Annotated in this window: 12 protein-coding genes; 9 read left to right on the top strand and 3 right to left on the bottom strand. The window is 31.4% G+C overall.

Features of this window, described 5'->3' with window-relative positions; translation table 11 throughout:
* A partial coding sequence (locus HMPREF2801_RS04770; protein WP_070610859.1) for a hypothetical protein occupies positions 1–543 on the top strand: 543 nt, incomplete at its 5' end.
* A gap of 40 nt (positions 544–583) precedes the next feature.
* Here the strand turns inward: HMPREF2801_RS04770 and HMPREF2801_RS04765 are convergent.
* Positions 584–1,930, bottom strand: a complete 1,347-nt coding sequence (locus tag HMPREF2801_RS04765) for a DUF438 domain-containing protein (RefSeq protein WP_070610857.1) — start codon at positions 1,928–1,930, stop codon at positions 584–586.
* A 117-nt stretch (positions 1,931–2,047) separates the two neighbouring features.
* Here HMPREF2801_RS04765 and HMPREF2801_RS04760 point away from each other — a divergent pair, with 117 nt between their 5' ends.
* Positions 2,048–2,770 (top strand): hypothetical protein, encoded by a 723-nt coding sequence (locus HMPREF2801_RS04760; RefSeq protein WP_070610855.1) that lies wholly within the window; start codon positions 2,048–2,050, stop codon positions 2,768–2,770.
* Between the two features lie 54 nt (positions 2,771–2,824).
* Here the strand turns inward: HMPREF2801_RS04760 and HMPREF2801_RS09305 are convergent, their stop codons facing one another.
* Positions 2,825–2,974 (bottom strand): hypothetical protein, encoded by a 150-nt coding sequence (locus tag HMPREF2801_RS09305; RefSeq protein ID WP_019125633.1) that lies wholly within the window; start codon positions 2,972–2,974, stop codon positions 2,825–2,827.
* 197 nt (positions 2,975–3,171) lie between these two features.
* Here HMPREF2801_RS09305 and HMPREF2801_RS04755 point away from each other — a divergent pair, with 197 nt between their 5' ends.
* The 7 genes from HMPREF2801_RS04755 (at position 3,172) to HMPREF2801_RS04725 (ending at position 10,572) form a co-directional block, all read left to right on the top strand.
* Complete coding sequence (locus HMPREF2801_RS04755; RefSeq protein ID WP_070610853.1) at positions 3,172–4,077, top strand: DUF368 domain-containing protein; 906 nt, start codon at positions 3,172–3,174, stop codon at positions 4,075–4,077.
* 306 nt (positions 4,078–4,383) lie between these two features.
* A complete protein-coding gene (locus HMPREF2801_RS04750; RefSeq protein WP_070610852.1) occupies positions 4,384–5,241 on the top strand; it encodes a MurR/RpiR family transcriptional regulator in 858 nt (285 codons plus the stop codon).
* Between the two features lie 21 nt (positions 5,242–5,262).
* Complete coding sequence (locus tag HMPREF2801_RS04745) at positions 5,263–6,567, top strand: Na+/H+ antiporter NhaC family protein (RefSeq protein ID WP_070610850.1); 1,305 nt, start codon at positions 5,263–5,265, stop codon at positions 6,565–6,567.
* Between the two features lie 19 nt (positions 6,568–6,586).
* Positions 6,587–7,420 carry a carbon-nitrogen family hydrolase gene (locus HMPREF2801_RS04740; RefSeq protein WP_070610849.1) on the top strand — a complete coding sequence of 278 codons (834 nt, stop codon included), beginning with the start codon at positions 6,587–6,589 and terminating at the stop codon, positions 7,418–7,420.
* A complete protein-coding gene (locus HMPREF2801_RS04735; protein ID WP_083303713.1) occupies positions 7,413–8,585 on the top strand; it encodes a M20 metallopeptidase family protein in 1,173 nt (390 codons plus the stop codon). The genes HMPREF2801_RS04740 and HMPREF2801_RS04735 overlap by 8 nt, the downstream gene beginning before the upstream one ends.
* Before the next feature lie 14 nt (positions 8,586–8,599).
* The gene (locus HMPREF2801_RS04730) at positions 8,600–9,694 is read left to right on the top strand and encodes a mandelate racemase/muconate lactonizing enzyme family protein (protein ID WP_070610847.1); all 1,095 of its coding nucleotides are present in this window, start codon (positions 8,600–8,602) and stop codon (positions 9,692–9,694) included.
* A gap of 38 nt (positions 9,695–9,732) precedes the next feature.
* The gene (locus HMPREF2801_RS04725) at positions 9,733–10,572 is read left to right on the top strand and encodes a serine hydrolase (protein ID WP_070610845.1); all 840 of its coding nucleotides are present in this window, start codon (positions 9,733–9,735) and stop codon (positions 10,570–10,572) included.
* A gap of 181 nt (positions 10,573–10,753) precedes the next feature.
* Here the strand turns inward: HMPREF2801_RS04725 and HMPREF2801_RS09460 are convergent, their stop codons facing one another.
* Complete coding sequence (locus tag HMPREF2801_RS09460) at positions 10,754–10,927, bottom strand: neutral zinc metallopeptidase (protein WP_246829979.1); 174 nt, start codon at positions 10,925–10,927, stop codon at positions 10,754–10,756.

Raw genomic sequence — 10,927 nt, 5'->3', positions numbered from 1 at the left:
TTTATGGGAATAAAAACTATGACAGGCAAGGTCTTTTTGATGAACATCTTAGTGGGAGTTATAACTGTTATCCTACTTATGTTTGCCCTACTTATATCAGGAGCAGGATTTTTATTTACGCCTTTTGCAATAAATAATACAAGGGTTTTAATAGTGGCAATAGTTTTAATTATACTAATAACAATTCTTTTATCTCTTCTTTTTGCCTACGTGAACTTTTTTATGGCAGACGAGAGATACAGGGACCTTCCATTTTTTGACACTTTTATGCTCATTTTAAGGACAGGTTTAAAATTATTTAAGGAAAGTTTTATGGCAGGAGTGAGAGTCTATAAGATTTCCTTGCTGACAGGAGCCATAGCCCTTGTCACAGGAATTTTATCTCTTAAAAGTCCAGCAGGGCTTATTTTTACATTTATATTTGGTGGAATTGCTGCTATCGCCTTTTTCCTATTAACACCAAGATTTCATGCAAGCCTAGCTGATGTTTATGAAGAAAACAATGAGAGGATTTATTCCCATACAGTTGAAGAAGATTTATAAAAATAAAAAGTCACTTTGATAGTGGCTTTTTTTAATCTCCTTAGTATTGGCTTATGTCTTCAACTGTTTCTAGGGTGCCTATATATTCCCCATCCTCATAGACTGCAAGATACTTAACAAGAATTTTCTTACCCTTAATATTCCTGCACACCACCAGACGGTCCTTCCTCTTGTTTTTAAAATCATCAAGCAAGGACTTAACCATTGGCACAACCTTTGGAGGGTGGCAAGAAGTTACATCCCTATTTAAACAGGACTTAGGCCTAGGGAAAATCTTGTCTTCCCCCTCAGAATAAAATCTAACCAAGTCATCCTTATCTATAAAGGTAAGCTCGGCATCAAGGGTCCTTAGGATTTGCATGGCCTCATTTAGCTTTAAACTTCCAGTTTCAAAGTCTAGACTTCCAGAAGAAATTTTTTCTTTTGGGGAAATTTCTTTAGGCTTGTAGTCCTTCCAAAGAGGAAGCTCACCCACTAGGTCTAGTCCATACTCCCCAAGGTCGCCATAGATTTTATTCCACTCTTCCTCTGTGAAGTTTTCCTTTAAAAGTGGGAATAGGATACTTTCTTCCTTATAAATCATTTCATAAACCCTGTCTAAAATTTTATTGAGGTCCTCTGGGTTATAAGAATTTGCCTTAATAATCTTTGATAGGTCCCTTCTTATCTCGTCATCAACAGCCCACATTACATCACTTGGACCACTTATCTTGTACTTTGTCTTCAAAAGAGGGTAGATGAGTCCAGCCTTTTTTCCATAGTGAGAATTTATTTTTAAAAGGTCACTTATCCTTTTTAGCTTGTCTTCACCTTCCTTAACCCCATCAGCCAAGGACTTAATTTTTTTATTTTCTAAGCTTAAAATATTTAGGGGATGGCCAGGGATTTTTTCAAGGTCCTTTTGGCTCTCGTCTATAATATTGCTTTCGTGGAAGAGGGCAGAGTGGATGTCGCAAAGTTTTTGAACCTTTTCAAGGGGAAGACCACTTTTTATTAGGCTTTCTTCCGCCGCAACAATTTCATTTGAAGAAACATCCTTAAAATTTTTAACAAAGTCACTTCTAACAGCCTCCAGGTCCTCGCCCTTGGAAACTCTTTCAATATAGGACTTTAAAAGCTCAAGCCTCTTGCCTTCATCTGAAGGATTATCTTGAGGATCTTGGTCTTCAATGAGATTAAAGCCCCCTTCCTGCAATTTTTCCCTAATTATGTCGAGGTCAATATTTTTTATTCCAGCTCCCTTTTTTATTGAAACAATTTTTCCGACACTAGAAAGTGCCAAGGGATTTGTAATTTCACTAAAACCAATATCCTTTAAGATATTTTTTAAGTCAGGATATTTTTCCACAAGACTTGCCACAGGTTCATTTATACTTATATTTTTCATACTTCCTCCTTTATTTTATTTTTTTATTTATATACCCAAAGCAAGGCCTAATATAAATAAGTTTTTTAAAAATATCTTTTGTGTTAAAATAAAAACAGACATAGATAGGAGGTCACAATGAGAAAATTTAATTACGGTTCAGTTATCCTTTTAATGATTTTAAGTGGAATTATAGCGGGAGTTTTTGAAAATATTTATGACGGCAATCTTGCTGTAATTGGAACGATATTTGCTTGGATCATTAATTACATAATCTGTAGAGGTCTTTTATATAATAGAGAAGGAAGCTTCAGTGAATATTTTAGAGGAATAAAGACAATTACGGGAAAAGTCTTCTTGATGAATATTTTAATTGGTCTAATAAATTCTGTTGCACTTTTATTTTCAGCTCTAACATCAGGAACTGGGGCTGTATTAACTGATGCTGGCATGAGAGGGATTTTATTAGCTTCACTTTTATTTATTTTAGTAACAGTATTTCTTTCACTTATTTTTGCCTATTCAAATTTTGTCATGGCTGATGAGAGATATAGGGACCTTCCCTTTTTTACTTGCTTAAAACTTATTACAAAGGCAGGCTTTAAGTTATTTTCTGAAACTTTTATCATGGGCGTAAAAATATTTAAGGTTACAATTATTTCTTCGATTGTGGCACTTGTCATGATAATTCCTGCAAAGTCTATGCCAGAGATTTTGACAGTATCCTTTATTGCCCTAATAGTTGCAGCAATTGCAGCTGTTATAGTGGGACCAAACTATATTGCAAGACTTTCTGATATTTACTTAGATAATATCGAAGGCATTTATGATGAAATAGGAGAAGACAGAGAAGCCTTATAAGTTATATAATTTTCCACTACTTAATGTAGTGGATTTTTTATGTAGAAAGTTAGATTATTTAGAAAAATAAGCTCTAATTAATTTGTAAAGGACAATGAGGATTAAAAAGATAAAAAAACTTAAAAAAGGATCCTTTGTCCAAGTTACAAGTATAACGCCAAGTGCTGCACAAACTAAGTCCTCGATAATTTTTTTGTAATTCATTTTTCCTCCTTTTTGGAATTAAGCTTAAATAGTTTTCTCTAGAAGATATAAATATATTTTAATTGATTTCATTATAGTATATTGCCACAAAATATAAAAAATTTACTAATAATAAAAATTATTAAATATTTGTAAAATTTTCCAGGATTTTATTATTTTTAAAAATTAAGTGTTATCATAAAAGGACTGGAGGATTTATGTTAATTGATATATTTCACGGCATGATTATGGCTCTTGCCGACTCCGTTCCTGGAGTGAGCGGCGGCACTATTGCCTTCATACTTGGATTTTATGATAAATTTATAGAAGCTCTCCACCTCTTTTTTGAGGGAGAGAAAAATAAGAGAAAGCCCGCCTTTTTTTATCTCCTAAAGCTTGGTCTGGGCTGGGTCTTTGGACTCCTTTTGAGTATTTTTTTCCTGTCAGAATTATTTCAAAGTGAAATTTATTTTATGTCATCAGTTTTTTTGGGACTGACGACTATGTCTCTGCCCTTTGTTATTAATAGCGAAAGGGAAATTTTAAGGGACCACAAGGAAGATTTTTATTTTATTTTTATTGGAATTCTTGTAGTTGCCCTCTTAGTTTATTTTCGTGGCAAGAGCAGGCTCATTGGAAATTTTGACTTAATAGAGCCCAATATTTTTGAGTATTTTTATTTATTCTTGGCAGGGGCTCTGGCAATTTCTGTCATGGTCCTACCTGGCATATCTGGCTCATCTATTTTACTAATAGCTGGAGTTTACATACCAGTTGTGGAAGCTGTGGGGGAAGTCCTTCGCTTTAATTTCGAAAAAATTTTGCCACTTTTTGTCATGTCTCTTGGCATATTATTTGGAATTTTTATGTCCATTCGAGTCATAAGAGATAGGATGAGGAGGACCAGGGACAAGATGATCTATCTCATCATCGGCATGATGGTGGGCTCTCTTTATGCCATAGTCATGGGTCCAACAACTATAGGTGGAAATGCACCACTTACTAGAGATACCTTTAGCCCACTTGGATTTTTTATTGGAATAATAATTTTATTTATTCTTGAAATTATAAAAATAAGAACAGAAAAAAATGGCTCTATGTCAAATATTGGGGAGACTCGTTAACTCGAGTCTCTATTTTCATTTAAAAATCAATACTTAGATGCTAATAGAATATCAAAACTAAAATAACTAAAAAAAAGTATAGCAAACAAAACCACTAGGCGTCTTGCGAATTTGCCCAATTTTATAAAAATATATGTTAGAGATTTACTCCCCAACAGATATTATAGAGCCTTTTTATATAATAATATACTATATATTTGCTGTACCATAATAAACAAAATGAAAAAATTTTTGCAAAAACGATTGACAATTAAAAAAAAAACTTTCATATACTGGTATAAAGATAAATTGTTAGGAGGTTAAATTTTGGGGGAAAATGTTTTAGACAAAATAAAAGAAAATTATAATTCTTTTTCTAGATCAAACAAAAAAATAGCAAAATATATTCTAAAAAACTATGATTTAATACCACTAAGAAATCTAAATGAATTAAAGGAAGAAATAGGTGTTAGTGAAGCTACGATAAGTAGATTTTCAAAAATCTTAGGTTATAAGAATTTTAATTTATTTCAAAAAGATTTTGAACAATTTACAAAAAAAAATCATTTGTCTTTTGAAGAAATAAAGAGCAATTTACAAAAGGAAGATGAAAAATTTTTATTTAGTGAATTATCAAACAGCTTAGATACTCTTAATGTTTTGTATAGTAAAGAATTGGAAGAAAAATTAAAGGAGGCATCAAAATTATTAAATTCTTCAAAAAATATTTTTATTTTGGGTTCTAGAACATCTAAGTCATCAGCTTTATTTTTATACTATATGCTTAGAGAGTTTTCAAATAATGTTTTTTTGTTAGAAAATTCGAATGATGACATTTCTTTTAAATTAAATGGTTCTGATGAAAACGATATTTTAATTGCAATTAGTTATTCAAAATATACAAAGTTTACTTACGAAATACTAAAATATTTTAAAAAGCAAAATTCTAAAGTTGTTTCTATTACAGATTCTAAAATTTCTCCATTATCTAAATATTCAGATATAGTTTTAGAAGCTAGAAATAGTTCCAAAACATTTACAATTATATCAACTATTGTAGTTATAAATGCTTTAGTTCTGTATTTTGCAAATTTAAATAGCGAAAGAAGTATTAAGTTTTACAATCAACATAACGAAATATCTAACAGTTTAGGCTTATATTTAGATGTTATTGAAGATAAATAAAATGGAAAGGAGATTTTTGTAATGATTTTTAATTTGCCGCCTATCTTAGGTTTGTTGCCATTAGTATTATATATAATATTAATGTTGCGTGGAAAAGATATGAATGTTTCAGTTCTTGTTTGTGTAGTTCTAGGAGCCATTTTGACGAAACAAACCCCTTTAGCTTTTGCTGAAACTTTGAAAGGATCTCTAAGTTCCTTCCTATCCTTAATAGGTTTTATTATAGTTTTAGGAGCAGGGTTAGGCGAAGTTTTGACTAGGACAAGTGTAGCACAAAATATAGTTTACACTGTAGTAAATAGGTTTAATATTAAATCACAAAAAGCAGCAATAATAATCTCTATGGTTATTTCTACTTTATTAGTTAGTATGTTAGGTACTTTATCAGGTGCTAATGCAATAATTGCACCTATACTTATACCAATAGTTGCTAGTCTAGGAATTACGCCTAATACATTGGGAGTTATTCTTCATGGAGCAGGTGCAACAGGACTATACATAGGACCATTTGTTCCACCAGTAGTTACTATTATGGGATTAACAGGATTGTCATATACCCAATATATGAAATCAGCAGGAATACCTTTAGCGATTATTGTTTGGGGTTCAACACTTTTTATGGCTATTAGAACCCAAAAATTAACAGAAGGAAAATTTCAATATTCTAAAGAAGATGCTTTAAAAGATGATTTTACGCCAACACCTATTATCAAAAGAGCAACATTGGTATTTGTGTTAACTATGGTAGCAATGCTTACTTATGGAATAATTATGAAGGCAGGGGCATCATATGCAATATTAGTTATGATCGTTTGCTCATTAACAACTGCTATAGCTGGTAATTTAGGATTTGGAGAAGGCCTTACTACAATGGTTCGAGGTGCTTCTAAAATGTTCTGGATGTTTTTCATGTTTGTATTATTTGATCCTTTTTTAAACTATGTTGCAGAATCAGGAGCATTTGATGCATTAGCAGGATATATGCAACCTCTTATAGATAAAGGTGGAGTGGTAGCTTTCTTAATGATTACTACAGCAATAGGAGTATTTGCAGTATCAGGAGCAGGTATAGCACAAGCAAAAATGACCCATGATATATTTTTCCCTACAGCTATGTTATTTAATGTTCAAATGCCTATTTGGGCTTTAGTAATATTAGTTTCATGTCAAATAACTTTCTTTGTAACTCCTACTGTGGATATGGTAGGTCAAATGGGATTAGCAAGATCTAAGGATATTAAAGCCATGTTGAAAAATGGATGGGTTTTAACCATAATAACATTCATTTATGTATTTGTTAGAGCGTTATTGTATTCAAAAATGTAAAAAATGGAGGTATTAATTTATGAAGATAGCATTATTACAAACTAATATACATTTTTTAGAACCAGAAAAAAATTATAAGAATGTGGAAAAACTAATTGAAAAAGCGATGAAAGTCGAAAATAAACCTGACATTTTATTATTACCTGAAGACTGGGCAAGCGGCTTTTCGGATAAAATGTTTCATGAAATTGAGAAACATGTTGAGTGTTTTGATGGTCCATCTTTAACTTTTCTTAGAGAAAAAGCTAAAGAATATAAAGTATGGATAGTTGGAGGATCAATAAGTGTAAAAGTTAATGGAGATAATTATAATACGACTTATGTTATTAATCGAGAAGGTGAAATTGTCGGAGATTACAGCAAAATGCACTTATATTCTGACATGGATGAAGATGTAGCTTATAAACATGGTGAAAAAACTGATTTAATAGAAACTGAATTTGGCAAAATAGGATTAATGATTTGCTATGATATTAGATTTTGCGAATTAGCAAAAACCTATGCATTAAAAGGAGCAGAAGCAATTTTCGTAGTTTCAGACTTCCCAAATCCTAGAGTAGATCATTGGAGAACTTTATTGAGGGCAAGAGCTATTGAAAATCAATTGTTTGTAGTTGCTTGTAATAGAGTAGGAGAAAGTCCTATGGGAACATACTGCGGTCACTCTATAATAATTGATCCTTGGGGAAAAATTGTTGCAGAAGGTACAGACCAACAAGAAATTATTTATGGTGAAATTGATTTGAAAGAGATAGAGGAGCCTAGAGATTTAATTCATGTTTTCAATCATAGAAGACCTACAAGTTATCATGAATTAATAAAAACAGAAGGTGTTTTAGGAAAAGATGAATAAAATAAACATTAATAAAAATGATGTTAAAAATTTTAATAATAAATTAGTAGAAATAAGAAGAGATTTTCATATGTACCCAGAATTATCTTATGAAGAAAATAGAACTTCAATAAAAATAAAAGAATATTTAGATAATTGGGGAATAAAATATGAATCTAATTTTTATAATAATGCTATTATAGCTTCCATAGGAAGTAAGAAAAGAAATAAAACAATAGGATTTAGAGCAGATATGGATGCTTTGCCTTTAACGGAAAAAAATGATTATGAGTACAAATCAAAAAACAATGGTATAATGCATGCTTGTGGACATGATGCTCATACTACAATATTACTAGGTTTATCAAAGATATTAAAAGATCATGAAGATAATATTGATGGAGAGGTAAAATTAATATTTCAACCTGCCGAAGAAGCATCACCCAAAGGTGGCTCCCAGGGGGTTCTTGAATCCAATAAAATAGGCGATTTAGACTATATATTTGGCCTTCACATGTGGCCTTTTATTAAGGGTGGAACTTTTGGAATAATGAGTGGACCGACAATGGCATCTTCTGATCATTTTTATATAAAAATTCATGGTGAAAGTTCGCATGCTGCTAAACCTCATCTTGGAGTAGATTCTATATTAATTGGTTCTCAAATTGTTCAAGAAATTCAATCAGTTATTAGCAGAAATATAGACACACTAAATCCTGCTGTTATTACAGTTGGTAAAATTACTGGTGGTACCAGATATAACATACTAGCTAATTATTGTGAATTGGAAGGAACAGTCAGAACATTTGACGAAAATGTTAGAGACTATATCGAAAACAAACTAAACCTAATTCTTAAATCTAAAGAAATCGAGCATGGATGCCAGTGTGAATTGATATATAAGAGGGGTTATCCTGTTGTTGTTAATGATAAAACAGCTACTGAATTTATAAAAACTGTTGCCAAAGATTGTTTTGGTGAAGATAAAGTTAATGAAGATTGTGAGATTTCAACAATTGCAGAAGATTTTAGTTACTATTTAAAAAAATATAAAGGTTCATTTATTTGGTTTGGTGTTGATGGCAATCATGAGCCACTACATTCTGATACTTTTGATATTGACGAAGAAAACTTATGGATGGGTTCATACTTGTTCGCAAAGGTAGCAGAAAAATATTTTGAATAAAAAGGAGGTTTTTTTTGAAAAACATTATAAAAGATTTTCAAGTAAAAGTTGTAGAACTTGAACTTAAAAAAAGTTGGAAAATATCATTATATGAACAAAGCACTAGACCCCACTGTATTGTAAAAATTATGACAGAAGATGGTGTTGTAGGATATGGAGAAGCCTCTCCTTCACCAGCTTTTATGGGAGAAACTGGATATACAATGGAGCTAGCAATAAATAGATACTTAGGACCATCTATTATAGGAGAAAATATTTTTAATATAGATAATATTCACGACAAATTAGATTCGGCAATATATGGGAATTATGCTGCTAAATCAGCGATAGACATGGCTTTATATGACCTTATGGGTAAAACTTTAAATGTACCAGTTTATAAATTACTTGGTGGAAAATACAGGGATAAGATAGAACTCAGCTGGGTTGTTGGAATGCAAGACTTAAAGGGTTCTATTGAAGAAGCAAAAGAAAGATTATCTGAAGGATATAAAGTTATTAAAATTAAAGTTGGTATTTCCCCTGAAAGAGATATCGAACTTTTAACTAAAGTTAGAGAAGAACTGGGATATGGATTCCCAATTAGATTGGATGCTAACCAAGGTTATGATTATAGAACAGCTTTAACAACTTTTAAAAAATTGGAAGAATTTCACTTAGAAAGTATTGAACAACCAGTAAAAAGATCCGACATTAAAGGGTTAAAAATGTTGAGGGAAAGATTAGATACCCCTATAATGGCAGATGAATCCATTTCTAACTTTCATGATGTAGTAAATGTCGTAAACAACGATGCTTGTGACATTGCCAACATAAAGGTTGGAAAAGTTGGTGGTTTATCACAAGCAAAAAAAATTGCTAACTATTTAGAAGCTAATGGATTACATGCTACAGCTGGAAGTAATCTTGAAGTTGGGTTAGGAGCAGCAGCTAGTTTGCATTTTGTCGCAAGTTCAAAATATGTTGACATTCCTAACGATCTTTATTTAGGAAATATTCTTCATAAAAATGATATTATAAAAGAAAAATATGACTTAGTTGATGGATGTTTAACTGTTCCAGAAAAACCTGGTCTTGGTGTAGAAGTTAATGACGATATTTTTGATTAATATTCAGTTTAAAAGAACCTTTTTATAGGAGTTTAAAAATGTTAAATGAAAAGATTAGTTCTTTATTAAATAATGTAGAAGGTGAATTTGGAGTTTATTTTGAAGATATACAAGATCACAACAAAGTCATGATAAATGAAAATCTTATTTTTTGTGCCGCTAGCACAATAAAAATTCCACTTGTTGCTCTAGTTTTAAAAGAGTATGAAGAAGGCAAATTTGATATCAATGATAAAGTAGATATCAAACTTGAAAATAGAGTTGGTGGAACAGGGGTTATAAGAAATTTAGACAAAAGTTTTAAACCAACAATATTAAATCTCATAAATTTAGCTTTAGTTGTTAGTGACAATATTGCAACAAATCAGCTTATAGATATAGTCGGAGGATTTGGCAAGATTAATGAATTTAATCAAAGTATTGGATTAAATAATACAAAATTTCAGCGTAAAATGCTTGATTTAAAATCATTAAATGAAGGCTTGGATAATTTTACTACTGCTAAAGACTTGGGAACACTTCTAACATTAATCGCTGAAGGTAAATGTGTTTCAAAAAAATCATCAGAACTTATTATTAAAATATTAAAAACTCAACAATTTAGACAAAAACTACCTAATTTTATACCTGCTGTGACATCATATGATGCCAATGCTACAAATGAACTTCCAGATGAAGGCAAGGTAATGGTAGCTAATAAAACTGGTGATTTATGGAAAACTCAACATGATGTTGGGATATTCATTCTTCCAAAAGGAGAAAGATATGTTGTAGCGGTATATAGCCAAAAACTATCAGAAGATTATGAAGGAATAGAAGCTATTTCAAAAATTTCCAAAATTGTTTATGATTACATGTTGGGAAAATACAATTACTAATATATCATAATTATTTGTCCAATAAGAAATATGAATAAAAATGACTCTATGTCAAATATTGAAGAGACTCGTTAACTCGAGTCTCTCTTTTCATTTAGAGATTTACTCCCCGAAAGATATTATAGAGCTAAAAAATAAGACTGGGGAAAATTAATCCTCAGTCTTTTTGCTTTCTTAAATTTTATAAATTTTTCGCAGAAAAAGTATCCCAAGCTGAAAGGTCGCCTGCTTCGTAACCTTTTTTAAACCAGCGAGTTCTCTCTTCGCTGGATCCATGAGTGAAGGACTCTGGTCTCACATAGCCCTGAGCTTTTTTCTGCAAGGTGTCGTCGCCAATGGACCAGGCAGCTGATAT

It is taken from the genome of Peptoniphilus sp. HMSC062D09 (assembly GCF_001811425.1).
GTDB lineage: Bacteria > Bacillota > Clostridia > Tissierellales > Peptoniphilaceae > Peptoniphilus_A.
Note: the sequence above shows the minus strand (reverse complement) of the source record. Positions and strands in the feature narration are given on the sequence as shown.

Bases quoted from the DNA above. Each gene is read 5' to 3' on its own strand.
- HMPREF2801_RS09305 (WP_019125633.1), bottom strand. From the start codon at position 2,974: ATGAATTACAAAAAAATTATCGAGGACTTAGTTTGTGCAGCACTTGGC.
- HMPREF2801_RS04735 (WP_083303713.1), top strand. From the start codon at position 7,413: ATGAATAAAATAAACATTAATAAAAATGATGTTAAAAATTTTAATAAT.
- HMPREF2801_RS04765 (WP_070610857.1), bottom strand. From the start codon at position 1,930: ATGAAAAATATAAGTATAAATGAACCTGTGGCAAGTCTTGTGGAAAAA.
- HMPREF2801_RS04740 (WP_070610849.1), top strand. From the start codon at position 6,587: ATGAAGATAGCATTATTACAAACTAATATACATTTTTTAGAACCAGAA.
- HMPREF2801_RS04725 (WP_070610845.1), top strand. From the start codon at position 9,733: ATGTTAAATGAAAAGATTAGTTCTTTATTAAATAATGTAGAAGGTGAA.
- HMPREF2801_RS04755 (WP_070610853.1), top strand. From the start codon at position 3,172: ATGTTAATTGATATATTTCACGGCATGATTATGGCTCTTGCCGACTCC.
- HMPREF2801_RS04745 (WP_070610850.1), top strand. From the start codon at position 5,263: ATGATTTTTAATTTGCCGCCTATCTTAGGTTTGTTGCCATTAGTATTA.
- HMPREF2801_RS04760 (WP_070610855.1), top strand. From the start codon at position 2,048: ATGAGAAAATTTAATTACGGTTCAGTTATCCTTTTAATGATTTTAAGT.